Genomic DNA, 22,843 nt, shown 5'->3' with positions numbered 1-22,843 from the left:
GAATGCACGCGATCGGTAGTGCCGGCCGCTGGCCGGCTCCTCGCGATGCCCGCACTGGCACCTGTCAGATCTGCATGGAGCCGGCCAGCGGCCGGCACTACCAGATGTAACTATTTGCGCGACGCAGCAACGACGCGATTGTGGGTTAGGCTTGAGCGGATTCCGTTCCCGAGGCCAGTGCGTCGCAGATGAACGAGTACCGTAGCAGCATCGTTTTTGCCACTCCCGATATTCCCCTGCGCGACGATGTACGCCGACTCGGCGCACTGGTCGGCGACCTGCTCGCCGAGCAGGTCTCCACGCAGTTTTTCGATGATGTGGAACAGGTGCGTACACGCGCCATCGCCCGCCGCGAAAGCGACGCCCCCCTGTCCGATCTCAACGATGCGCTGACCGGCCTGCCACCGGCGCGCGCCGAAGCGATGGTGCGTGCGTTCAGTACCTATTTCCAGGTGGTGAACATCGCCGAGCGGGTGCACCGCATCCGCCGCCGCCGCGACTACCAGCGCGCCGGTACCGCCACGCCGCAGCCCGATGGCCTGCAGGACGCACTGGTCAACCTCAAGGCACAGGGCGTCACCCTGGACGAACTGGCCGAGTGGCTGCCGCGCATCGACATCGAGCCGGTGTTCACCGCGCACCCGACCGAGGCGGTCCGCCGCGCGCTGCTGGAGAAAGAGCAGTTGATGGTGGCCAGCCTGGTCGACAACCTCGACGGCCAGCGCACGCCGGGCGAAGCGGCCGCTGACGCCGCGCGTTTCCGCATGGCGCTGACCGCCTCGTGGCAGACCACCGATTCCTCGCCCGTGCGCCCGACCGTGGAAGACGAGCGCGAGCATGTCGGCTTCTATCTGGTGCAGGTGCTGTACCGGGTGATTCCGGTGCTGTACGAATCGCTGCAGCAGGCACTGCTGGATACCTATGGGCAGGAACTGCCGCTGCCGCGCCTGCTGCGCTTCGGCACGTGGGTGGGCGGCGACATGGATGGCAATCCGAACGTGGATGCCGGCACCATCCGCAACACCCTGGATGCGCAGCGCCAGGCCGTGCTCGGCCGCTACCAGAAAGACCTGCTGCAGTTGGCCAGCCTGCTCAGCCAGTCCACCGAGCGCGTGGCGGTCAGTGATGAACTGCAGGCCCGCGTGGACCATTACAAGGCGTTGCTGCCCAAGGTCACCTCGCGCCCGCGTCATGCCGACATGCCGTACCGTCTGCTCAATGACCGCATGCGCGCACGCGTGCAGGCGACGATGGACGATGCGGAAGGCGCCTACGTGTCGCCGCAGGAACTCACCGACGACATCGAGCTGATCCTGCGCAGCCTGCACGAGAACAAGGGCGACCATGCCGGCGGCTTCGCCGTGCGTCGCCTGCTGTGGCGGGTGCGCACCTTCGGCTTCCATCTGGCGCGCCTGGACGTGCGTCAGGAATCGAGCGTGCATGGTCGCGCGCTGGCCAGCGTGCTGGATGGGCAGGAGGCCTGGGACGCTGCCGATGCGGTCACCCGCGCGGCACGGCTGGCCCCGTTCGCCAGCGGCGAGCAGGTGCTGCCGGTGAGCAACGAAGAAGGCGGTGAGCGCCTGGACGCGGTGTTTGCGGCGCTGGCCGATGCCCATCACCGGCATGGGGCCGATGCACTGGGCAGTTACATCATCTCGATGGCGCATGACCGCAGCGATGTCCTCGCCGTGCTCGCCTTGGCACGTCGTGGCGGCCTGGTGGATGACGCCGGTGCGGTGCCGCTCGACATCGCCCCGTTGTTTGAAACCGTGGACGATCTCAAGCGCGGTACCGACACGCTGCGCGATCTGCTGGCCGATCCGGTCTACCGCACGCACCTGGCCTCGCGCGGCGATGTGCAGATGGTGATGCTCGGCTACTCGGACAGCGGCAAGGATGGGGGCATCGCGGCGTCGCGCTGGGGCCTTCAGCGCGCCCAGGTAGAACTGTTGGAGGTCGCTGCCGAGAACGACATCCGCCTGACTTTCTTCCACGGCCGCGGCGGCTCGATCAGCCGCGGTGGCGGCAAGACCACGCACGCCGTGGATGCCTCGCCGCGCGGCAGCATCGACGGCCGCCTGCGCGTGACCGAGCAGGGCGAGGTGATCCACCGCAAGTACGGCATCCGTGCGCTGGCACTGCGCTCGCTGGAGCAGTCCACCGGTGCGGTGCTGCGCTCCAGCCTGCGCCCGCGTGCACCGGAACCGCGCGAGGAACAGTGGCGCCCGGTGATGGACCTGATCGCGCAGAAGAGTGCGGAGGCCTACCGTGCCTTCGTCGGCCAGAAAGACTTCATGCAGTACTTCCGCCTGGCCACGCCGATCGATGTGATCGAGCGGATGACGTTGGGCTCACGGCCCTCGCGCCGGTTGGGCGAAGATGCCGCGTTGAGCAACCTGCGCGCGATTCCGTGGGTGTTCGCCTGGAGCCAGGCGCGTGCCGTGATTCCGGGTTGGTATGGCGTGGGTAGCGGCCTGCAGGCGGCGATCGATGCCGGCCACGAGGACATCCTGAAAGAAATGGCGCGCGACTGGCCGTTCTTCAGCACCTTCCTGGATGACATCGCGATGGTGCTGTCCAAGGGCGACCTGACCATCGCCGAGCAGTTCTCGCAGCTGTCTGGTGCGTTGCATGGCCGTTTCTTCCCGCAGATCCAGCGTGAGCTGGAGCTCACCGCGCAGTGGATCCTGGCGCTGACCGGGCAGGATGCACTGCTTCAGCACGATCAGCGCCTGGCGCTGTCGATCCGCCTGCGCAATCCCTACATCGATCCGATCAGCGTGCTGCAGGTGGACCTGCTGCGCCGCTGGCGTGAAAGCGGTGGCGAAGACGATGACGTGCTGCGCGCGCTGGTGGCCTGCGTGAACGGTGTTTCGCAGGGCGTACAGAACACCGGGTAGGCCATGAAGGGGGAGTGCCGGCCGCTGGCCGGCAGCGCTTCTCAGACCCGCTCGACCAGATCACCTGGTGCAGGCGGATTGGATGCCAGCAGCTCCAGGTGGCGCTGCTCCATCTCCTCGCGCAGCTGGCGGCGGATCAACGCGGCGGCATGCCGGCGGCGTTCGTCGGCGGTCTCCAGCACGAGCGGCGGCACCGGGGTCGGCTTGCCCTCGTCATCCACCGCGACCATGGTGAAGAAGCAGCTGTTGGCGTGGCGCACGCTGCGCTTGAGGATGTCCTCGGCCACCACCTTGACCCCGATCTCCATCGAGGAGGTGCCGGTGTAGTTCACCGAGGCCAGGAAGGTGACCAGCTCGCCGACCGCGATCGGCTGGCGGAACATCACCTGGTCCACCGAAAGGGTGACCACGTAGCTGCCGGCATAGCGGCTGGCGCAGGCGTAGGCAACCTGGTCGAGCAGGCGCAGCACCGCACCGCCGTGCACCTTGCCGGAGAAGTTGGCCATGTCCGGCGACATCAGCACCGTCATGGAGAGCTGGTTGGATTTGAATTCGGGCATGGCAAGAGTGTAGCGCCGCTTGACCCATTGGTAGAGCCGACCGTTGGTCGGCTGTTCGTGCGCGGCGCGACGATGGGTCAAGGCGCCCAAACGACGACGGGCCGCTTTCGCGGCCCGCCGTTTGTTTCGCCGATCATTGCCGCGCTGCGCGCGGCCAGCCGACCAACGGTCGGCTCTACCCGCCGCCAGCCGACCAACGGTCGGCTCTACCCTCGGCCAGCCGACCAACGGTCGGCTCTACCCGTAAGAAAAGGGCCGCTTTCGCGGCCCATTTCTTACTTCAACTTCGCATCCGCGCGCAGGGCGGCGGCGCGATCGGTCTTCTCCCAGGAGAAGGCGGTCGCATTGACCTGTTCGCCAGCACCGTTGGTGTAGCTGAACTCCTTGGCCTTGCGGCCGAAGTGGCCGTAGGCCGCGGTCTGCTGGTACATCGGGTGGATCAGGTCCAGCATCTGGATGATGCCGTACGGGCGCAGGTCGAAGTGCTTGCGGATCAGCTTTTCGATCTTGTCATCGCTGATCTTGCCGGTGCCGAAGGTGGTGACCGAGATCGAGGTCGGCTCGGCCACGCCGATGGCGTAGGAGACCTGCACTTCGCAACGGTCGGCCAGGCCGGCAGCCACGACGTTCTTGGCGACGTAGCGGGCAGCGTAAGCGGCCGAACGGTCGACCTTGGACGGATCCTTGCCCGAGAACGCACCACCACCGTGACGGGCCCAGCCGCCGTAGGTGTCGACGATGATCTTGCGGCCGGTCAGGCCACAGTCGCCCACCGGACCGCCGATCTCGAACTTGCCGGTCGGGTTGATGTGGAACTTGGTGCCCTTGTGCAGCCACTTGGCCGGCAGCACCGGCTTGATGATCTCTTCGCGGACGGCCTCGATGAGGTCCTTCTGCTTCACGCCCGGGGCGTGCTGGGTCGACAGCACCACCGCGTCGATGGCCGAGACGGCGCCGTTTTCATAGCGCAGGGTGACCTGGCTCTTGGCATCCGGGCGCAGCCAGGACAGCGGCGAGTTCTTCTTCTTGCGGATCTTGGCCTGCTGCTCGACCAGGCGGTGCGACAGGTGGATCGCGGCCGGCATGTAGCTGTCGGTCTCGTTGGTGGCATAGCCGAACATCAGGCCCTGGTCGCCAGCGCCCATTTCTTCGGGCTTCTTGCGGTCCACGCCCTGGGCGATGTGCGGCGACTGCTTGCCGATCAGGTTCAGCACGCCGCAGGTCGCGCCGTCGAAGCCGACGTCGGAGCTGTCGTAGCCGATGTCCAGGATCACCTTGCGGGTCAAGGCTTCCAGGTCGATCCAGGCGCTGGTGGTGATTTCACCGGCGACGATTGCCACGCCAGTCTTGACCATGGTTTCGCAGGCCACGCGCGCACGCTTGTCCTGGGTCAGGATCGCGTCCAGCACCGCATCGGAGATCTGGTCGGCAATCTTGTCCGGATGGCCTTCGGAGACCGATTCGGAGGTGAACAGGTAGCTGGACATCAGGCGTAATATCCTTTGATTCGGATGGAAAGATGGGCGCGAATGATACACGGCAAGTCGCGCGCTTGCATTGTGCGCCAGCGAGGGTTGCCCGTGGTTAAGCCTGCGTGCCCGTCGCAGGGCCCGGTGTGACGGGATTGAGGCCCAGCGTCACCGCCCAGTGTTCCACCAGCGTGACAAACGGCCGCCCGCAGCGGCACCTGCCCCGAGAAGCACGCCAGCCGCACGCGCCTCACGAAGGGCGCGACGTGCATCCGAACCCCGCGAGCGTCACCGGCCCGTCGTCAAACCGCCATCGGGCTGTCGTCGACGCAGGGCAGGCTTCGGCGCATCCGGCCGCCGGACCTGAGGAGCACGCCATGCACGACGTCGAGCAGCGCGACGCGCGGGAAGCCGCCAAACGGCCCGTGACGACCCTGGCGCCCCATCGGCGGGCCGTCTTCCTTTCCGACGTCCACCTTGGCTCACGCCACTGCCATGCCGCCGAACTGGCCAGGTTCCTGGCCGGGCTGCGCTGCGAGCGCCTGTATCTGGTGGGCGACATCATCGACCTGTGGTGGATGGCGCACCGCCGGGCCAGTTGGCGGCCGGCGCACAGCGAGGTGATCCAGGCCCTGCACGCGCTGCAGCGGGCCGGCACCCGGATCATCTACATCCCGGGCAACCACGATGCTTCGCTGCGCAAGGTCTGCGGGCTGATGCTGCCGGCCATGCAGGTACGCCGGCGGGCGATCCACGTGACCGCCGACGGACGGCGGCTGCTGGTCGTGCATGGTGACGACTACGACGGCATCACCCATTTCGGTGGCCTGCAGGAGCGCTTCGGCGACTGGCTGTACTACCGCATCCTGACCGGCAACCACCTGCTCAACGCGGTCCGGCGGCGGCTGGGTCAGCGCTACTGGTCTCTCTCTGAATTCCTCAAGAAGCGCAGCGGCGCGGCCGAACGCTACATCGAACGCTTCGTCCAGGCCGGGCTCGAGGATGTGCGTCGGCGTGGGCTGGACGGGATCGTCTGCGGGCACATCCACCGCGCCGCACTGGTGGAGCGCGACGGGCTGATCTATGCCAACGACGGCGACTGGGTCGAGAGCCTGACCGCGCTGGCCGAGGATCCGGACGGCAGCCTGCGGCTGCTGGATCACACCGGGCAGACCCTGGCGGCGCTGCCCGGCAACGCCGCACTGGCCAGAGCTGCCTGAGCAGAACGGCATCAACGCAGCGCCAGGCCCGGCTGCTAGCATCGGCCGATGGACTCCCTGACCCAGATCGTACTCGGTGGCGCGGTCGCCGCCGCCATCGCACCGGCCGGCCATCGCCGCGCCGCCCTGTTGGCCGGTGCCGCGCTCGGCACCCTGCCGGACCTGGACGCGCTGCTGCTGGCGTTCACCGCCGCCGATCCGGTGGCGCTGATGGTCGAGCACCGCAGCTACAGCCACTCGCTGCTGGTGTTGCCGTGGGTGGCCGCGCTGATCTGGTGGCTGTTCAAACGCTTTGGTCACGGCCGGGTGGCGCAGGCGCCGGGCCGCTGGTTCTGGGCGATCACGCTGGCGCTGATCACCCATCCGCTGCTGGATGCCTTCACCGTCTACGGTACCCAGCTGTGGTGGCCGTTCACCCCGCACCCGACGATGTGGGCCAGCGTTTTCATCATCGACCCGCTCTACACCGTGTGGCTGCTGATCGCCTGTGCAGTGGCGTGGTTCGCGCGGGCGCGGCCGTTGGCGCAGAAGGCGCTGGTGGCCGGCTTGGTGCTCAGCAGTGGCTACCTGGGCTGGTCGCTGCTGGCCAAGCACAGTGTCGACCGCGAGGCCGACCGCGCCCTGGCCGCGATGGGGCTGGGCGATGCGCCGCGCTTTTCGGTGGCGATGCCGTTCAACACGCTGCTCTGGCAGGTCGTCGCGATGACGCCCAACGGCTACGTGATCGGCGAGCGCTCGCTGATCGCCGACCGCGGCCCGATGACCTTTGAAGGCCATCCCTCCAACGTGCAGGCCCTGCGCCAGGCGGCCACGCTGCCGGCCGTGCAGCGCCTGAACTGGTTCAACCGCGGCTTCATGCGCGCGCAGGTGGTCGATGGCGAGCTGCGGCTGAGCGATCTGCGCATGGGCCTGGAGCCGGACTACACCTTCACCTTCGCGGTGGCCCGGGCCGAGGGCGGGGGCTGGGCCGCGATCACGCCGCGGCAGCTGCGCCCGGCGTATGAAGGGGAGCAGGGCAGGGCGATGGTGAAGCGCCGGTTCTCGGCGATGTGGCAACGCATCTGGCATGCACCGGCGAGCACCGAGGTGATCGCACCCAAGGCAGGTTGGACGGAGGCACCGTGACCGAACGGTTTGAAATGGAGATCAATGGCACGCGCTACACCCGGCTGGCCGATGTACCGCCGGAGTACCGCGCGCTGTTGCTGGATGTGACCCCGGGCCGCTCCGCCGAGCAGCCGGCGGTGCCGTTGCGCGAGATCCTGCACAAGGCCAGGGCACAGCCGGACCGCGCGCGTCAGCAGCAGGTGCTGCTGGAGGAACTGCACAAGGTCGACCCTGAGCGGGCGCGGCGCATGCAGAACAAGCTCACCGAGCGTAACCAGCGGCCGGCCACCGGCATGCTGGAAGTAGGCCACACGCCCACCGCGCGTCCGCGCGAAGGTGCCCGTCTCACCGCCGGCAGTGCGACGGTCGCCCCGGGTGATCGGGGCGGACTGGGCCTGTGGTTGCTGCTGGCCGCAGCGGTGGTGGTGACCGTGATCGCCTGGGCGACGCGCTAGCGCCGCCCCCCGGTCAATACACCGTCGCGCGCGCCTGCACGAAGGAGAAGAAGAACACCGCGTTGGGGTCGTTCTGGACCAGGCTGAACTCGCGGCGCATCCCGTCCACCGTCTCCTGGTCGACCAGGCCGGCTTCCAGCAGCGGATCGGCCGCCGACAACAGCAGTTGCTCCCAGAACGCGATCATCGTCTTGCGACGCGCCGGCTCGCGGTTGTCCAGGTGGATGGTCTTGATCTCGGTGTGCACGTCGCGGAAGCCGCCGGCCAGCAGCAGGTTGCCGAGCTTGGCACCGACGAACGGATCGCCGCCGTGGTCGTACTGGAAATCGTTGAACGCCATCCAGTAGCGCCAGATGTGCGGCGAGTAAGGATCGAGCAGGAACGAGGCGTTCATCACTTCGGTGACATACACCGGCGAACCCGGGACCAGCACGCGTCGCACTTCGTTGAGCACCCGCGCCGGCGAAGGCACATGCTCCAGCACCCAGCACAGGAAGGCCGAATCGAACTCGCGCGCACCGAACGGCAGATTGCCGGCGTCGGCCTGCAGCAGGGTGTAGCGCTCGCGGCACCACGGGGTCTTGGCCAGGTTGGTGGCGGCAGTGGCCAGCTGCGCTTCGCTCAGGTCCACGCCGGTGACGTGCAGGTCCGGGAACCGCCGCAGCAGGATGTCCGTTTGTGCGCCCACGCCGCTGCCGACTTCCAGCAGGCGCGTTGCGCCGCCGTAGTCGATGCCGCTGAAGATGCTCGATTCGAACAGGCGCGACTGGGTGACCAGGCGATGCTGCTCGGTATCGGAAAAGCCGTGGAGATAGGTCGGTGCGGTGATCGGCGGGTTCATGACAGAAGGCTCAGGCAGCGGACGACAACGGCTCGCCGGCGGCGAGGGCGTCGAAATAGTCGGTGGTCAGGGCGACCTGGCTGGCGGCATCCTCGGCGCGGTTGACCACCGCACGGAAGGCGGCGTTCTCCGGCCGGTCCTTGGCGTACCAGCCCAGGTGTTTGCGCGCGATGCGCACCCCCTGCTGCTCGCCATAGAAATCGTGCAGCGCGTGCAGGTGGCCCAGCAGCAGATCGCGGACCTCGGTGACCGAGGGCGGCGCCAGCAGCTCGCCGGTGGCCAGGTAGTGCGCCACCTCGCGGAAGATCCAGGGCCGGCCCTGGGCGGCGCGGCCGATCATCACCGCGTCCACGCCAGTCTGTTTCAAGACCTGCGCCGCTTTCTGCGGTGAATCGATGTCGCCGTTGGCGACCACCGGAATGCGCAGCGCCGCCTTGATCGCGGCGATGGTTTCGTATTCGGCGGTGCCGGTGTAATGCTGGTCGCGGGTACGGCCATGCACGGCCAGCGCGGCGATGCCGCTGTCCTCGGCGATGCGCGCGATCAGCGGGCCATTGCGGTGGTCGCAGTCCCACCCGGTGCGGATCTTGAGCGTGACCGGCACGTCCACCGCATTGACCACCGCGCCCAGGATGCGCGCGACCAGGTCTTCATCGCGCATCAGCGCCGAGCCGGCCCAGGCGTTGCAGACCTTCTTGGCCGGGCAGCCCATGTTGATGTCGATGATCTGCGCACCGTTGTCCACGTTGTAGCGTGCCGCCTCGGCCAGCTGCTGCGGCTCGGTCCCGGCGATCTGCACGCTGATCGGGTCCGGCTCGCCGGCATGGTCCATGCGGTGGAGCGACTTGCGGGTGTTCCAGAAGCGCGGGTCGGAGATGGTCATCTCCGAGGCGGCCAGGCCCGCGCCCAGCCGTTTGCACAGCAGGCGGAAGGGCTTGTCGGTGACACCGGCCATCGGTGCCAGCACCACGTTGGGCTGGATGTTGTAGGGGCCAATCTGCATGTGCGCATTGTAGTGCCGGCCGCTGGCCGCCAACCACGCAGGTACCGCTACCTGTTCAGGCCGATCCGGAAGGGACTGATGCGCTCCGGTCATGAGGATATGCTTGACGATTGGTTCCGCCGCCCCCAGCAGCGGCGGATGCTGGGTGGTTACCGGCCGTGCCGGCCGCTGGTCTGGAATCGCATGATCAGGCGGGGCCTGCCGCGATTCCGGCGATCGTTCAGGGCACCGGACCGCACGCATAGGCCAACACCGCCAGATGCCGCTGCGGGTCGAGCCCGAGCAGGGCCAGGAGGGCGGCGTCGTCGAACGAGCCGATCGCGCAGCCGGCGGCGTTCATCGACGCCACCTGCTGCCCCAGCGCCCCCAGCCAGACTCCAGCCTCGATCAACACGAAGCGGCCGCCGCGCTCGCCGTATTTGGCCAGCGTCCCACCTGGCTCGGCGATCAGGAACAGCACGGCCGCCGGCCGCTCCGGCCAGTCCACGCCCAGCAGCCCGGACAGCGCCGGCCATGCGGGGCAGGGCCCCACCGGTACCAGCGCGTGCTCGAGCGGGTCGTACCAATGGATGCCCGGCGCTGATGCGATCGCATCGTCGATGCCGTACAGCGCGGCATAGGCCTGGATCGGGTACTTGGCCCCACCGGACGGCAGACGCCGCGTGTCACTGTCGCCGGGCCGGGCCCGCAGCGGGGCCAGCACGCGCCCCAGTTCCTGCGCGCCCCACTGTGCATCACCGAAACGGCGGCCACTGCGGCGCTGCGCGAGGGCATCGCCGGGGCGTACCGGGTCCGGCAAGGCGACGCCGGCTGCTGCATGCAACGGCCGTGGCGGCGACCAGGCGCGTGCGGCATCTTCGGCGATGCGCGCGCGCATCACGTCTGCGCGCGCGGGATTGAGCTCGCCGTTGTGCCAGAACAGATGGAACAGCGGGGCATCGTCCCAGGGGGAAGGCGGTGACGGCATGCGGTCCTCGGGGATCAGCCCAATGGATGCGGGAAGGGGTTGGGAAACGCGCCGCCGTGCGGCACGCCGGGATAGCGCCATGCCACGTCGCGGCAGCGGCCACCAAGGAACGGCGCACGTTCGTCGGCATGCAGACCGCTGAGCTGTGGCGACAACACCCGCATCACCCGCAGGCCAGCCGCGGCCACATCGGCGGTGGTCAACTCGCGGTAGTACAGCGCGATGCCGGCACGGCCCAGCCGGCGCCGCAGCTGATCCAGCTCGCCCATCGCGCGCGGCGCGGCCGGGCGATCCGCTGCGCCGGGTGGGGGCAACTGCAACGTGCTGCGGCCCGCCTCCCGCAGCAGCGGCAGCTGCGGCCACAGCTCCGGGCGCAGGGTGTAGAAGGCGGCATGCTCGTCGAAGCTGCGCAGCGCTGCGGGTTCACGAGGCAGCCGGGCGCTTTCGCGGCCACACAGATGCGCGGCAAAGGTCAGTGCCTGCTGCCATTCCAGCAGCGCCTTGTGCAGTGCCTCGCCCGGATCGGCACGGCAGGCGATGCCGAGGACGTAGCGGGGGCGGCCTTCGAAGGGAATGCCACCGGCGACCGCGATGACCGGGTGCGGATTCCAGTGCTGGGTCAGGTCGAACGCCTGCAGTTCACCACCGCGCGCGTCCACATGGGCGTGCCATTGCGCCGGCAGCGCGATTCGCCGGCCGGCCACGCCATTGAGCCATGTCACTGCCAGCGCATCGCGCTCCAGCAGCTCCTGGGCCGCGCGCAACAGCGCCAGCCAGGCGCCATCGCGCCCATCCCGCCAGGCCGCCAGACCACTGGACGTCGATGGCAATCGCGCCTGGCCGCTGCGCGGCCCCAGTCCAACCAGCTCTTGCGGCACCCAAGCGACCCGGTTGTCGTCCAGCGCATGCACCGCTGCGAACAGGTCCTCGTCGCGCTCGGGCATCGGCCACGGAAAGTCCGGCATGGCGCGTTGGCTCGCCGAGAACAGCGCGAATGCCGATTCGTCCAGACGTTGTGTGGGCGTCAGCGCATCGCGACGACGCACTTCCAGGCTCGCCTGCGCCGCCGCCAGCCGCTCCAGCGCCTCGGCGACCGCGCCGTCGGCGGCCGCAGCGGCTTCCAGCGCAACCGCGCCCGAGACGCCCTGCCAGGGATTGGCCGGGTCGGCCGGCGTGGCGGCATTGTGTACGCGCCGTCCCTCGAACAAGGGGCCGGTTGCATCGCACGGGTTGGCCTCGATCGGTTGGGCCGGGCGCACCAGGCCACAGCGCGGACGCGCTGCGCCATGCAGCAGGTGCGAAGACAGCGTGGGCATATCCGGCTCTGCCGCCTGCACGGCGGCGCGGCTCATTTCATCACGCTCAGCCAGAGCATCATCTCGAGCGCGCCCACGGCGAACAGGCCCAGCAGCAGCCCGATGGCGATGCCGATGCCGCGCCCGAGCGAACGCCCCGCGCGCTCGTAGACCAAGGCATAAATGCCGAGATACAGCCCGACGGCGACGAACAGCCCGAATATCGGGTTGGAGGTGCTGATGAAAATGCCGCCGCCGATCGCGGCCAGCGGCAAGGCGAACAGCCCCAGCAGTATCCGGCTGGTGCGGCTCAGGCCGGTTGCCGGCATCACCGGTGCCGGTGCCGCCGGGTGATCGGGAGTGACGGCACTGGGCGGTTCCTGCGGCAACGCAGGTGGCTGGCCGTGGCGCTCGGTGGGGGTATCGACGGTGACGGGGGGGATGTCTGCGGCGCTGCTGATGGCGGCGGGCGCGACGGGTTCCAGCTTGCCCAGCACCACTGCCGACAGTACCGAGGTGCCGAGCAGGGTGACGACGCAGGAACTGCAGGTAGTCGATGTCGAGCCGCCACCTGCCGCGGCAAGGTCCTGGCGCGAGGCACTGGCATCGAACTGGGTCGGCAGGCGATACATGGTCACTCCGTTGACCGAGGCGGAAACGCCCGGCGCACGCCCCACATTATCACGGGCGCCCGGTGTCCCAAGGCAGCGGCAGCGGTGCAGGCATCGACATCTCACCGCCCTGGCAGGCGGGGCACCACGGCAGCCGCAGCACCCGGTCGCGTTCCCCATGCAGGCGATGCAGGTCGAGCCAGACGCTGCGTTCGAGATAGCCCAGCAACAGGTGCGGCTGATCCAGCAACGGCGCGACCAGCGCCGCGATCCGTGCCGGTTGCGCTGCGACTTCCGGCAGCGCCGGCACCACCGCTTCGCCCCAGCGGCGCAGTACGCGGTTGCCCAGGCAATACACACAGGCAGTCTGGCCGGGCACCACATAGGGTCCAAGCGCGAGGGTGTGGTGATAGCTGAGGTCCAGCAGCAGATGCGGCTGTACCGGCATATGTGACACGTAGCGGGCCAAGGCCTGTTCCCAGCCGAGCCCGTGGCGGACCAGCACGAGGAGATCGGCATCGGCGGCGGCATCGACGCGCTGCAGGTCCGCACCAGCATGCTGGTCGAAGGCCTCGGCCAGCCCAGGCAGCGGTTCCCCGAGCCAATCCAGTGCATAGCGGCGCACAGGGCGCGCCGCCTGCGACGGCACCAGTACGCCGAGGCGCATCAACTGGCGGACCGCCGGGCCACAGTCGGCATCGTCCTGCAGAAGCGTCAGTGTGTCGTCCTGCCAATGGCCGAGGATGCGTTCGATGACCGTCGGGGTATCGGCCTCGTCGACCACATACAATTCGTCGGCGCCACCGGACACCAGCAGCAGCGGGCGCTGCGCATGGGTCTGCGAAAACAGGGCCCAGGCCGGATTGCGCGTCCAGCGCGGTGTGTCCGCGTGCGTACGTGCGTGTTGCTGACTGCCTGCTGCTGCCACTGCGTACAGTCCCGGTATCCGCGAAAGCGCAAGGATAGCGGCAAACACGCTTGCCACGTTCTGCTACGGTGCGCGCGTGCCCACCCCGCCTCATGCCAACACTCCGCTCCCGCATCCGCCCTGGCGCGAGGCCATGCTGTGGATGCTGCTGCTCGGCGCGATGTTCATCCATGGCTACAGCTGGACCAATCAATGGGCCGCCAGCCAGGCCCATACCTACAGCCTGCACGGTCGCTGGGACGAGGCGATCCCGTTCTGGCCATGGACGATCTGGCCGTACCTGGCGCTGAACCTGCTGTACCCGCTGACGTTCTTCCTCTGTCCGACCCGATCGGCGCTGCGCCGCCATGCGATGGCCATCGCGCTGGTGCAGGCCGCCTGCATGCTCGCCTTCGTGTGTTGGCCGACCGGCAACGTGCGCGTTTTGCCCCAGCCGGATGGCGCGAGCGGACTGGTGTTCGCCCAGCTGCGCGCGTTCGAGGCGCCGTTCAACATGGCGCCGTCGCTGCATGCCGCGGTACTGATGGTGGTCTGGCAGGCATGGCGGCGCTGGCTGCTGGCCGATACGGCGGCGTTGCGCTGGCTGTGGCACGGCGCCTGTGGGCTGATCCTGGTCTCGACGCTCACCACCTGGCAGCACGATCTGCTGGACGTGCTTGCCGGCCTCCTGGTGGGCGCGCTGGCGCTGTGGATCACCGCGAGCTCAAGGGCCCCGTAGCGACCGGTAGGCCCCTCGGCAAATGTCCCCCGGCCGCCGCCTCACAGCGACGACCTCCTCCTTGATTTTGCCCAGGGGCCTACCGGCCGCTACGGCGCTCCGGCTCGCGGTAGGCAGAAGAGAAGCCGTGCTTTCCATGCAGCGCAAGTGGTCTGGACACGTGGGGCGCGATGCCCTTGTGGGCGAAATAAAGGAGGAGGGGGCGGCCGCAGGCCGACGCCGGGGGACATTCGCCGGCAAGGGCATCGCGCCCCAGCGCTCGACCTACTCGAGGCCTCGCCCGGAAAGGCTCAGAGGGCGCTTCTTGATTTCACCCAGATGGAGCAGAACAAAAAAAGGCCAGCGCGAACGCTGGCCTTACGATATCCACACCGGTGACGCTTACTTGTTCTCGGCATCACCCGGGGTGAAGTGCGGCATCGCCGCAGCGGCGCCTTCCTTCTCGGTCGAACGACCGGCGAACTGGTTGGCGAACCGCACGTGACGGGCGAAGGCCGCCTCCGGGTCCTGCGCGATCGAGGCCACCAGCGCACCGTTGAACGCATCGCCGGCACCGGTGGTGTCCAGCACCTGCACCTGCTCGGCGCCCACGCGGTAATACGGCTGGGTATCGCCACGCAGGTTCTCTTCGGCGTGCGACACGAACACACCCACCGAACCCAGCGTCACCACCACGGTGCCGTTGCCGACCAGCTTGCGGCACAGCGCATGCAGGCTGGCGCCATCCAGCGCGGCGACATCGTTGGCATCCACGCGCTCGCCGACATGACGGCCGAGCAGGGCGGCGAACTCGGTCTCGTTCGGGGTCAGCACATCGGCCAACTTGAGCAGGCCGATGCTGGACGGCGCATCGGCAGGCGCGACGTTGAGCACGGTGGTGGCACCGGCCTCGCGTGCGATGGCCAGGGCCGCCTCGATCGTTTCCACCGGCGATTCCAGCTGCGCCAGCACCACCTTGGCACCGGCCAGCAGCGCGCGCTGCTGGTCAACGAAACCCAGGCTCAACGCGGCGTTGGCGCCCGGGCCGATCACGATGGTGTTGCGGCCGCGGCTGTCGACATAGATGCCGCCGGTGCCGGTCGGCTCGCTGCTGGCCTCGGCGGTCAGCGCGAAACCGTCCTGCTCGGCCAGGCCGCGGGCCATCGCACCGCCGGCGTCATCGCCCAGCGCGCACAGGAACGTGGTCGGCGCGCCGGCACGGCGGGCGGCCACGGCCTGGTTGAAGCCCTTGCCGCCGGGACCGGTGCTGTAGCGGCCGGCAATGGTCGCACCCGGGGCCGGGAGCGACTCACAACGCCAGACATGATCCACATTGAAGGAACCGATTACGACGACACTGCTACTCATAAAGACTGTTTCTCAGGGAACGGATATCAGCTGAAATGCGTCAGCACGCCGGCGATGGTCGCCGTCATGAAGGTGGCAATGGTACCGCCCAGCACCGCACGCAGGCCGAACTTGGCCAGATCGTGGCGGCGCTCCGGTGCCAGACCACCAATACCACCGATCTGGATCGCGATGGAGCTGAAGTTGGCAAAACCGCACAGCGCGTAGGTGGCGATCAGGCGGCCCTCGTCGGAGAGCACCATGCCCGGCACCTGGCCGTTGACGATCTTGGACAGCTCCGAGTACGCCACGAACTCGTTGATCACGACCTTCTGGCCGATCAGCGAGCCGACCGTGGTGGCATCGGCCCACGGGGTACCGATCACCCAGGCGATCGGAGCCAGCAGGTAGCCGAACAGGGTGGACAGGTCGGTCGGGCGGCCGATGATCGCGGCCAGGCCGGTCACGTCACCCAGCCAGGTCAGCGGGGCGTTCAGCAGCGCGATCAGCGCGATGAAGGCCAGCAGCATCGCACCGATGTTCAGCGCCAGCTTCAGGCCGTCGCCGGCACCGGCCGCGGCGGCGTCGATGATGTTGCTGGAGGTCTTCTCCACTTCCATCTTGACCGTGCCGCGGGTCAGCGGGGTGCCGGTTTCGGGCACCAGCAGCTTGGCCACCACCAGGGTCGCCGGGGCGGCCATGATGCTCGCCGCCAGCAGATGCTTGGCGTAGAAGGCCTGCTGGGCCGGATCGCTGCCACCGAGCATGCCCACGTAGGCGGCCAGCACGCCGCCGGCGATGTGCGCCATGCCGCCGATCATCATCGTGATCAGCTCGGACTGGGTCATCTTGGCGATGTACGGGCGCACCGTCAGCGGTGCTTCGGTCTGGCCGATGAAGACGCTGGCGCAGACGCTGGTGGTTTCCGCACCGGACACGCGCATGATCTTGGTGATCGCCCAGGCCATCGCACGCACGATCGTCTGCATCACGTTGAGGTGGTACATGACCCCCATCAGCGCCGAGAAGAAGATGATGGTCGGCAACACCTGGAAGGCGAAGATGAAACCGAACTGCTCGGTGTTCATCAGGCTGCCGAAGATGAAGCCCGAGCCCTCGTTGACGAAGCTCAGGATCTTGACGAAGCCCTTGCCCAGCGCATCGAACACATCACGGCCACCCGGCACCAGCAGCACCACCGCCGCGAAGGCGATCTGCAGTGCGATACCGGTGACTACCAGGCGCCAGTCGACGGCCCGCTTGTTGTTCGAGAACAACCAGGCAATGCCGATCAGCACTGCCAACCCGAACAGGCCGAAGCCAATCCTGCCCAAACCTTCGACCATGAGACTTCCCTTGGGGCGCCGCGAAAAACGGGAAGCCTAGAGCAGCGGCAAGGGCGGGGCAAGGAAAAGCAGCGTCTGCGAGCCGATCGGTCGTGATCGGGCCTGTATCGACAAGGCATGGCTGGCTTGGCGCGTGGTGTGTCACGGGCCGTGAGATCGCCGCGGCCGGCCTGCGCGCGCTGCGCGCCACCCTCTACACTTACCGGCATCGATCCGGCCCGGTTGCGGGCCCGCAGCAGGAGAATCACATGCTCTATCGCCGTCTTGGCTCCACCGGCCTGAAGCTTTCGGCCCTGTCCTTCGGGGCCTGGGTGACCTTCGGCGACCAGATCGGCCGCGATGAGGCCCGCAAGCTGATCGCCACCGCCTGGGATGCCGGGGTCAACTTCTTCGACAACGCCGAGGGCTATGCCCGCGGCCGCGCCGAGCAGGTGATGGGAGATGTGATCGCCGACCTGCGCCTGCCCCGTGATGGCTTCTGTGTCTCCAGCAAGGTGTTCTTCGGGGCGGTCGACGACCCGCGCCCGACCCAGCAGGGCCTGTCGCGCAAACACGTCACCGATGCCTGCCACGCCGCGCTCAAGCGCCTGCGGGTGGACTATCTGGACCTGTACTACTGCCATCGTCCGGATCCGGACACCCCGATCGCCGAGACCGTACAGGCCATGGATACCCTGATCCGCCAGGGCAAGGTGCTGTATTGGGGCACGTCGGAATGGTCGGCCGCGCAGATCCAGGAAGCGGTCGATATCGCCCGTGCACGCCATCTGCATGCCCCGTCGATGGAGCAGCCGCAGTACAACCTGTTGCACCGCGAGCGGGTCGAGCGCGAGTACGCGCCGCTGTATGCCGAGGCGGGGCTGGGCACCACGATCTGGTCGCCGCTGGCCTCGGGCCTGCTGACCGGCAAGTACAACGCCGGCGTCGACCCGCAGTCGCGGCTGGGCCAGGAACAGCTGGGCTGGTTGAAGGCGCAGGTGCTCGAGGACGGCAGCGACCGCCTGGAGCGGGTCCGCCGCTATACCGCGCTGGCCGCGCAGCTGGGGGTCTCCCCGGCGCAACTGGCGATCGCCTGGTGCCTGCGCAACCCCAACGTGTCCAGCGTGATCCTCGGCGCGAGCCGGGTCAGCCAGCTGGAAGAGAACCTGGGCGCACTGGCGCTGTTCGAGCAGCTCGATGAAAGCGTCTGGCAGCAGGTGGACGCGGTCTTTGGTTGATCGGCCAGTTGGGTGCAGGGCGCCGGCCAGCGGCCGGCGCTACGACCCGTGGCAGGGACATAGAGGTACCCGACCGGTGGAAGGTAGTGCCGGCGGCTGGCCGACTCCGCAATCCCGTATAGCGGGACGCTCCCCTCTGTTCGATTGACAAAACCTATTGATAGATGAAGTTCGATCATTAATGCCATCTATCAAATTGAGAATGGTTGTTGATTGTCAACTGAGAATCATTATCATTTGACTCGCCCCTCGCAACGAGTCCAGACGATGAACACTCAAGCTGCTGTACTGCTGCGCCCCGAAACGCTGACCCTCCGCGACCGTCCGGTCCGCGTGGTCCCGCCCGAAGAAGTGATCGACAGCGAAGCCCTGCTCAAGGGCCGCCGTGAAATCCTGATCCAGCACGGCGACCGCTTCTATCGCCTGCGCCATACCAGCAACGACAAGTTGATCCTGACCAAGTAACGGCGGTGCCTCCCCCGCGGGGAGGCACCGATGACCGCGTGGCTACGCGATCCGTGCCTTCCCTGGGCAGGCCGTTATCCCAGCTCTCTCCCCCTCGACACTCCGCCGTCGGCTCCGGCCCGCGGCGTGGGTCGAGGGTCTCCCCCGCAACCGCCGATTGCAGGTAGATCCCATGAGCCGCGCCCTTTCCGTCGGCCGCCCACCGGGCCGCCATCCCATCGCCGGCCTGCCATCGGCCGCACAGCTGGCCTCACTGGGCACCGTGCTGTGCCTGTACCGCCCGGACAGCAGTGAACTCGGCGGTTGGAAGCACGCCGTGTCTGCCCACGCCTGCCAGGGCATGGACAGCGAAGGCATCCGCGAAAGCCTGTGCTTCGTCGATGCCCGCGGCCGCTGCTGCTGGCGGCTGTACCTGCTGCCGGACAGCGATTTCCTCGCTTGGGACCGCCTGGTTTCCGCCTTCCCCGCACGCCCCGAGCCGGTCAACGACGCCGGCGTCGCCGAGCGCCTGTGGCGGCGACTGGCCGTGCGCCTGGGCAACGACGCCTGGCGCATGTGCGCACTGCGCCTACAGGTCGGCGAAGGCCGCGAACTCGCCGCCAGCCTGGCCTCGTTGTCGGCCCTGGGGGCGACCACCGCACGCCGGATCGGGCACGTCGAAGGGGCCGAAGGCGAGCTCTGGGTCGACGACTGCTGCTGCGCCACCGCCGCTCGCCGCGGCGGTGCGTGGGCAGCCGACGGCATGCCGGTGATCCAGCTGTAATCTGAAACGACGGGCCGGCCCGGCGACGATGCGGGGGCATCGCAGCTGTCACCGACTCGCAGCCGGTGGCGACCCGAATGCGGGCGTCGCCCTCATTCCTTGAACATCAGGAATGCCGCTACCAGGATCAGCCCGAACGCGGCCCAGTGGTTCCACTTCAGCGGCTGATCCAGGTAGAACGCCGAGAAGGCCGCGAACACCACCAGGGTGATCACCTCCTGCATGCCCTTCAGCTGCGGCGCCGAATACACCGCACTGCCCAGGCGGTTACCCGGTACCTGCAGGCAGTACTCGAAAAACGCGATGCCCCAGCTGACCAGGATCACCGTCATCAACGGCGCACTCTTGTACTTCAGATGCCCGTACCAGGCGAAGGTCATGAAAATGTTGCTGCCCAGCAGCAGTAGTACGGGATACAGATAGGCAGTGAACGGGGTGCCGGGCATCCGGGCGATCTCAGGGGGGCAGGGGCGTGCAGCATACCGAGGCACGCCCCGTGCCCGTGTCATCGCCGCGTGCTCATGCCTCCCGCAGGGCCAGCGCCGGCGGGGTATGCAGGATCCGCCGCGTGCCCCACCAGCCGGCCAGCATGCTCAACAGCACGCCCAGCCCACCGCCAAGCAGCAACGGCCCCCAGGGCGGACTCAGCGTCAACTCGAACACCTGCCGCGCCACCACGCTGCCCAGCAGCGCCGCCGTGCCCACCGCGAGCAACGCCGACAACAGGCCCAGCGCCCCGAACTCGACCAGCACCGCGCCCCGCAGCTGGCGCCGCGTGGCCCCCAGCGTGCGCAGCACCGCACTGTCATAGCGGCGCTCGCCGGCCGTGGCCTGCAATGCCGCCAGCAGCACCAGTAGACCGGCCAGCAGGCTGAAGCCCATGACCAGCTGCACCGCCTGCGTCACCCGGTTGATCACCTCGCGCACGCGCTCGAGGATGCCGTCGATGTCCAGCAGCGAAATGTTGGGGTACGCCCGGGTCAGCCCGGCCAGCGCCGGTGCCTGCGCGCGCGGCAGGTGGAAGGCGGTGATCAGGTTGTAGGGCGCATCGGCCACCGCACCTTCGTTGAGCAGCAGGAAGAAATTGACCCGGAACGAATCCCAGTCCGCCTTGCGGATGCTGGTGACCGTGAAGCTGCGCTCCTGATCGCCCATCTGCAGCGTGACCGTGTCGCCCAGCTTCATCCCGTAACGCTCGGCCCAGCCCTGTTCGATCGAGGCTTCCGCCGCGGTACTGCCGGCCTTCCAGAAGGTTCCGCCGAGCAGCGTGTTGGCCGGCGGGAAATCATGCCGCCACGAGAAGTTGACCGGGCGGTTGGCATCGTCGTCCTCGTTGCTGTTGTCCTCGCGCGCCTGCCGCTGCGGCGGCCGCGCGTTGACCGCCAGCAGACGACCGATACTGAACGGCTCGATGCCCGGCGAGACCACGCCCAGCCCGGCCAGGGTCGAGAGCACCGCATCGCGCTGCTCCGGCTGGATGTTCATCAGGAAGTAGTTCGGCGTATCGGTCGGCAGGCGGTCGCGCCACTGCGCCAACAACCCCGGGCCGATCACCGACAGCAGCAGCAGCGAACACAGCGACAGCGACAGGCCGACCAGCTGCATCACCGCCAGCCCGCGCCGCCGCGTCAGCGAGGCCAGGCCCAGTTTCCAGCGCCCGCGCAGGCGCGGTTGCACGCCACGCAGCAGCCACAGCAGCAGCGCACCGAGCGCACCGGCCAGTGCCGCCAGCGCGGCCAGCCCGCCCAGCACCCACGCAGCCAGCTTGACGTCGCCGGTGGCCTGCACCGTGAGCGCGACGGTGGCCGCCAGCGCGGCCGCATAGACCAGCATGGAACTCGGCGGCAACGCCGCGAAGCTGCGGTTGAGCACGCGCATCGGCGGCACGCTGCGCAGGCGCAGCAGCGGCGGCAGGCCGAAGCCGAGCAGCAGCACCAGGCCGATGCCGGCACCACTCAGCGCCGGCGTGGCCTGCGGCAGGGGCAGGCGGTTCGGAATCAATCCACCCAGCGCCTGCACCAGCCCGGCCTGCGCGGCCATGCCCAGGCCGATGCCGACCAGGCAGGCGGGTACGGCCAGCATGACCAGCTGCAGGGCCATCGCCGCGAGAATGTCGCGCTGGCGCGCGCCCAGGCAGCGCAGGATCGCGACCTGGTCGATGCGCCGCATCGCGAAGCGGTTGGCGGCCAGTGCCGTGGCGACACCGGCCAGCAGCACCGCCAGCAACGCGGCCAGCGACAGGAAACGGCCGGCCAGATCGAATGCGCCGCGCACCCCGCGCTGGGTATCGTCGATGCCGACGATCCGGTAGCCCTTGGCCTGCGGCGTCAGCCACTCGCGGAAGGCGGCGATCTGCGCCGGCTCGCCCGCGAACATCATTCGGTACGAGGCGCGGCTGCCCGGGCCGAGCAGGCCGGCACGGTCCACATCCATGCGATTGACCAGCAGCGGCGGCGACAGCTGCATCAGCTCACCGGAGGTATCCGGCTCGGCCTGCAGCACCCGCGTCACGGTCAACGTGCCTGCGCCGAATTCCAGGGCATCGCCCACCTGCAGGCCAAGCGCCTGCATCAGCCGCGGATCGGCATAGGCCTGGCCGGGCGGCGGCGTGCCCGCGGTCTCGCTGGCGGTGTCATGCGGGGTGCGGCTGACCCGTAGTTCGCCGCGCAGCGGATAGCCGTCGGCGACTGCCTTGATGTTGGCCATCTGGCTGTCATCGCCATGGAACAGCACGCTTGGGAAACTGACCATGCGCGTATGGGCCAGGCCGCGTTCGCGCGCTGCCTCGGCGAAATTCTGCGGCACATCCTCGCGTCCGCTCAGGCCCAGATCACCGCCAAGCATTTCCGCCGCGCTGCTGGTCAGTGCCAGCGTCACCCGGTTGACCAGCGTGCCCACCGCGGTCATCACCGCCACGCCCAGCACCAGCGCGGCGAACACGGTCAGCAGATCCCCCGCCAGGAACTCGCGGCGCAGCGCACGCGCCGCGTGGCGCACGACGTTCATGCGCCCACGCCGGCAACGGTATCGGCCAGGCGGCCACCGTCGAGCTGGTAGATGCGCTCGCAGCGCTGGGCCAGGCGCAGGTCATGGGTGACCAGCACCAAGGTGGTATCACTGGTGGCATTGAGCGCGAACAGCAGGTCGCTGATCTGCTGCCCGGTGGCCTGGTCCAGGCTGCCGGTGGGCTCATCGGCGAACAGGATGCGCGGCCGTGCCACGAAGGCGCGGGCGAGCGCCACACGTTGCTGCTCGCCACCGGAAAGCTGGCGCGGGTAGTGACGCGCACGGTGGCCCAGGCCGACCTGCTCCAGCACCTCGCGTACCCGCGCGGCATCCTCGCGGCCGGCCAGCTCCAGCGGCAGCGCGATGTTCTCTTCGGCGGTCAGGGCCGGCAGCAGATGGAAACTCTGGAAGACGAAACCCACTTCGCGCGCGCGCAGCTGCGCGCGGGCTTCCTCATCGAGCGTGTTGAGATCGGCACCGGCCAGCGCGATGCTGCCGTGGCTCGGCAGGTCCAGCCCGGCGAGCAGGCCGAGCAGGGTGGTCTTGCCCGAACCTGAAGCGCCGACGATGGCCACGCTCTCGCCTTCATGGACGGTCATGTCAATGTTGTCCAGTATGTGGACTTCACCCTCCGGGCCACGTGCGG

Annotated in this window: 21 protein-coding genes; 8 read left to right on the top strand and 13 right to left on the bottom strand. The window is 68.4% G+C overall.

What is annotated here, in order from left to right:
• Positions 1-188 precede the first annotated feature (188 nt).
• Positions 189-2,900: a phosphoenolpyruvate carboxylase gene (gene ppc, locus POS15_RS14735; protein ID WP_284128358.1), complete on the top strand. Its 2,712-nt coding sequence runs from the start codon at positions 189-191 to the stop codon at positions 2,898-2,900.
• A 41-nt stretch (positions 2,901-2,941) separates the two neighbouring features.
• Here the strand turns inward: ppc and POS15_RS14730 are convergent, their stop codons facing one another.
• Positions 2,942-3,460 (bottom strand): acyl-CoA thioesterase, encoded by a 519-nt coding sequence (locus POS15_RS14730; RefSeq protein WP_026069660.1) that lies wholly within the window; start codon positions 3,458-3,460, stop codon positions 2,942-2,944.
• Positions 3,461-3,735: 275 nt separating this feature from the next.
• Complete coding sequence (gene metK / locus POS15_RS14725; RefSeq protein ID WP_019182462.1) at positions 3,736-4,947, bottom strand: methionine adenosyltransferase; 1,212 nt, start codon at positions 4,945-4,947, stop codon at positions 3,736-3,738.
• 359 nt (positions 4,948-5,306) lie between these two features.
• On the opposite strand from metK, the gene POS15_RS14720 reads away from it, so the two are divergent.
• The 3 genes from POS15_RS14720 to POS15_RS14710 are packed head-to-tail and all read left to right on the top strand — an operon-like array spanning position 5,307 to position 7,711.
• The gene (locus POS15_RS14720) at positions 5,307-6,149 is read left to right on the top strand and encodes a UDP-2,3-diacylglucosamine diphosphatase (RefSeq protein ID WP_046273660.1); all 843 of its coding nucleotides are present in this window, start codon (positions 5,307-5,309) and stop codon (positions 6,147-6,149) included.
• Positions 6,150-6,197: 48 nt separating this feature from the next.
• Positions 6,198-7,274 carry a metal-dependent hydrolase gene (locus tag POS15_RS14715; protein ID WP_070426638.1) on the top strand — a complete coding sequence of 359 codons (1,077 nt, stop codon included), beginning with the start codon at positions 6,198-6,200 and terminating at the stop codon, positions 7,272-7,274.
• On the top strand, positions 7,271-7,711 hold the full coding sequence (locus POS15_RS14710; protein WP_284128357.1) for a hypothetical protein: 441 nt from the start codon (positions 7,271-7,273) through the stop codon (positions 7,709-7,711). The genes POS15_RS14715 and POS15_RS14710 overlap by 4 nt, the downstream gene beginning before the upstream one ends.
• A gap of 13 nt (positions 7,712-7,724) precedes the next feature.
• On the opposite strand, the gene POS15_RS14705 is transcribed toward POS15_RS14710, so the two are convergent.
• From POS15_RS14705 to POS15_RS14680, 6 genes are all read right to left on the bottom strand, one after another.
• The gene (locus tag POS15_RS14705) at positions 7,725-8,552 is read right to left on the bottom strand and encodes a methyltransferase domain-containing protein (protein WP_046273661.1); all 828 of its coding nucleotides are present in this window, start codon (positions 8,550-8,552) and stop codon (positions 7,725-7,727) included.
• A 10-nt stretch (positions 8,553-8,562) separates the two neighbouring features.
• Positions 8,563-9,555 carry a tRNA dihydrouridine synthase DusB gene (dusB, locus tag POS15_RS14700; RefSeq protein ID WP_026069658.1) on the bottom strand — a complete coding sequence of 331 codons (993 nt, stop codon included), beginning with the start codon at positions 9,553-9,555 and terminating at the stop codon, positions 8,563-8,565.
• A 220-nt stretch (positions 9,556-9,775) separates the two neighbouring features.
• A complete protein-coding gene (locus POS15_RS14695; RefSeq protein ID WP_019182456.1) occupies positions 9,776-10,522 on the bottom strand; it encodes a SagB/ThcOx family dehydrogenase in 747 nt (248 codons plus the stop codon).
• A gap of 14 nt (positions 10,523-10,536) precedes the next feature.
• Positions 10,537-11,874 (bottom strand): YcaO-like family protein, encoded by a 1,338-nt coding sequence (locus POS15_RS14690; RefSeq protein WP_284128356.1) that lies wholly within the window; start codon positions 11,872-11,874, stop codon positions 10,537-10,539.
• The gene (locus POS15_RS14685; protein WP_046273664.1) at positions 11,871-12,449 is read right to left on the bottom strand and encodes a hypothetical protein; all 579 of its coding nucleotides are present in this window, start codon (positions 12,447-12,449) and stop codon (positions 11,871-11,873) included. Before POS15_RS14685 ends, POS15_RS14690 begins: the two co-directional genes overlap by 4 nt.
• A 49-nt stretch (positions 12,450-12,498) precedes the next feature.
• Positions 12,499-13,356, bottom strand: coding sequence for a hypothetical protein (locus POS15_RS14680; RefSeq protein ID WP_046273665.1), 858 nt, complete (start codon positions 13,354-13,356; stop codon positions 12,499-12,501).
• 133 nt (positions 13,357-13,489) lie between these two features.
• Between POS15_RS14680 and POS15_RS14675 the strand changes: the two genes are divergently transcribed.
• A complete protein-coding gene (locus tag POS15_RS14675; protein WP_019182452.1) occupies positions 13,490-14,074 on the top strand; it encodes a phosphatase PAP2 family protein in 585 nt (194 codons plus the stop codon).
• A gap of 381 nt (positions 14,075-14,455) precedes the next feature.
• Here the strand turns inward: POS15_RS14675 and POS15_RS14670 are convergent, their stop codons facing one another.
• Positions 14,456-15,421 (bottom strand): ribokinase, encoded by a 966-nt coding sequence (locus POS15_RS14670; protein WP_019182451.1) that lies wholly within the window; start codon positions 15,419-15,421, stop codon positions 14,456-14,458.
• A gap of 26 nt (positions 15,422-15,447) precedes the next feature.
• Positions 15,448-16,746 (bottom strand): nucleoside transporter C-terminal domain-containing protein, encoded by a 1,299-nt coding sequence (locus POS15_RS14665; RefSeq protein ID WP_019182450.1) that lies wholly within the window; start codon positions 16,744-16,746, stop codon positions 15,448-15,450.
• Between the two features lie 248 nt (positions 16,747-16,994).
• On the opposite strand from POS15_RS14665, the gene POS15_RS14660 reads away from it, so the two are divergent.
• The 3 genes from POS15_RS14660 to POS15_RS14650 all read left to right on the top strand — a co-directional run bounded on the left by POS15_RS14660 (position 16,995) and on the right by POS15_RS14650 (position 19,191).
• Positions 16,995-17,963, top strand: a complete 969-nt coding sequence (locus POS15_RS14660) for an aldo/keto reductase (RefSeq protein WP_019182449.1) — start codon at positions 16,995-16,997, stop codon at positions 17,961-17,963.
• 267 nt (positions 17,964-18,230) lie between these two features.
• On the top strand, positions 18,231-18,428 hold the full coding sequence (locus POS15_RS14655) for a hemin uptake protein HemP (RefSeq protein ID WP_019182448.1): 198 nt from the start codon (positions 18,231-18,233) through the stop codon (positions 18,426-18,428).
• Between the two features lie 172 nt (positions 18,429-18,600).
• Positions 18,601-19,191: a hypothetical protein gene (locus tag POS15_RS14650; RefSeq protein WP_019182447.1), complete on the top strand. Its 591-nt coding sequence runs from the start codon at positions 18,601-18,603 to the stop codon at positions 19,189-19,191.
• Between the two features lie 92 nt (positions 19,192-19,283).
• Here the strand turns inward: POS15_RS14650 and POS15_RS14645 are convergent, their stop codons facing one another.
• From POS15_RS14645 to POS15_RS14635, 3 genes are all read right to left on the bottom strand, one after another.
• Positions 19,284-19,637, bottom strand: a complete 354-nt coding sequence (locus tag POS15_RS14645) for a DMT family protein (protein WP_019182446.1) — start codon at positions 19,635-19,637, stop codon at positions 19,284-19,286.
• 73 nt (positions 19,638-19,710) lie between these two features.
• The gene (locus tag POS15_RS14640) at positions 19,711-22,197 is read right to left on the bottom strand and encodes an FtsX-like permease family protein (protein ID WP_284128355.1); all 2,487 of its coding nucleotides are present in this window, start codon (positions 22,195-22,197) and stop codon (positions 19,711-19,713) included.
• Positions 22,194-22,796, bottom strand: coding sequence for an ATP-binding cassette domain-containing protein (locus POS15_RS14635; protein ID WP_026069657.1), 603 nt, complete (start codon positions 22,794-22,796; stop codon positions 22,194-22,196). Before POS15_RS14635 ends, POS15_RS14640 begins: the two co-directional genes overlap by 4 nt.
• Positions 22,797-22,843 lie beyond the last annotated feature (47 nt).

This window comes from Stenotrophomonas sp. BIO128-Bstrain (assembly GCF_030128875.1).
Classification (GTDB): domain Bacteria; phylum Pseudomonadota; class Gammaproteobacteria; order Xanthomonadales; family Xanthomonadaceae; genus Stenotrophomonas; species Stenotrophomonas bentonitica_A.
The sequence above is the reverse complement of the archived record's forward strand: the minus strand, read 5'-3'. Positions and strand labels throughout refer to the sequence as shown.

Coding starts and splice junctions, on each gene's coding strand:
- ppc (WP_284128358.1), top strand. CDS start 189: ATGAACGAGTACCGTAGCAGCATCGTTTTTGCCACTCCCGATATTCCC.
- POS15_RS14730 (WP_026069660.1), bottom strand. CDS start 3,460: ATGCCCGAATTCAAATCCAACCAGCTCTCCATGACGGTGCTGATGTCG.
- metK (WP_019182462.1), bottom strand. CDS start 4,947: ATGTCCAGCTACCTGTTCACCTCCGAATCGGTCTCCGAAGGCCATCCG.
- POS15_RS14720 (WP_046273660.1), top strand. CDS start 5,307: ATGCACGACGTCGAGCAGCGCGACGCGCGGGAAGCCGCCAAACGGCCC.
- POS15_RS14715 (WP_070426638.1), top strand. CDS start 6,198: ATGGACTCCCTGACCCAGATCGTACTCGGTGGCGCGGTCGCCGCCGCC.
- POS15_RS14705 (WP_046273661.1), bottom strand. CDS start 8,552: ATGAACCCGCCGATCACCGCACCGACCTATCTCCACGGCTTTTCCGAT.
- dusB (WP_026069658.1), bottom strand. CDS start 9,555: ATGCAGATTGGCCCCTACAACATCCAGCCCAACGTGGTGCTGGCACCG.
- POS15_RS14695 (WP_019182456.1), bottom strand. CDS start 10,522: ATGCCGTCACCGCCTTCCCCCTGGGACGATGCCCCGCTGTTCCATCTG.
- POS15_RS14690 (WP_284128356.1), bottom strand. CDS start 11,874: ATGAGCCGCGCCGCCGTGCAGGCGGCAGAGCCGGATATGCCCACGCTG.
- POS15_RS14685 (WP_046273664.1), bottom strand. CDS start 12,449: ATGTATCGCCTGCCGACCCAGTTCGATGCCAGTGCCTCGCGCCAGGAC.
- POS15_RS14675 (WP_019182452.1), top strand. CDS start 13,490: ATGCTGTGGATGCTGCTGCTCGGCGCGATGTTCATCCATGGCTACAGC.
- POS15_RS14670 (WP_019182451.1), bottom strand. CDS start 15,421: ATGAGTAGCAGTGTCGTCGTAATCGGTTCCTTCAATGTGGATCATGTC.
- POS15_RS14665 (WP_019182450.1), bottom strand. CDS start 16,746: ATGGTCGAAGGTTTGGGCAGGATTGGCTTCGGCCTGTTCGGGTTGGCA.
- POS15_RS14660 (WP_019182449.1), top strand. CDS start 16,995: ATGCTCTATCGCCGTCTTGGCTCCACCGGCCTGAAGCTTTCGGCCCTG.
- POS15_RS14655 (WP_019182448.1), top strand. CDS start 18,231: ATGAACACTCAAGCTGCTGTACTGCTGCGCCCCGAAACGCTGACCCTC.
- POS15_RS14650 (WP_019182447.1), top strand. CDS start 18,601: ATGAGCCGCGCCCTTTCCGTCGGCCGCCCACCGGGCCGCCATCCCATC.
- POS15_RS14645 (WP_019182446.1), bottom strand. CDS start 19,637: ATGCCCGGCACCCCGTTCACTGCCTATCTGTATCCCGTACTACTGCTG.
- POS15_RS14640 (WP_284128355.1), bottom strand. CDS start 22,197: ATGAACGTCGTGCGCCACGCGGCGCGTGCGCTGCGCCGCGAGTTCCTG.
- POS15_RS14635 (WP_026069657.1), bottom strand. CDS start 22,796: ATGACCGTCCATGAAGGCGAGAGCGTGGCCATCGTCGGCGCTTCAGGT.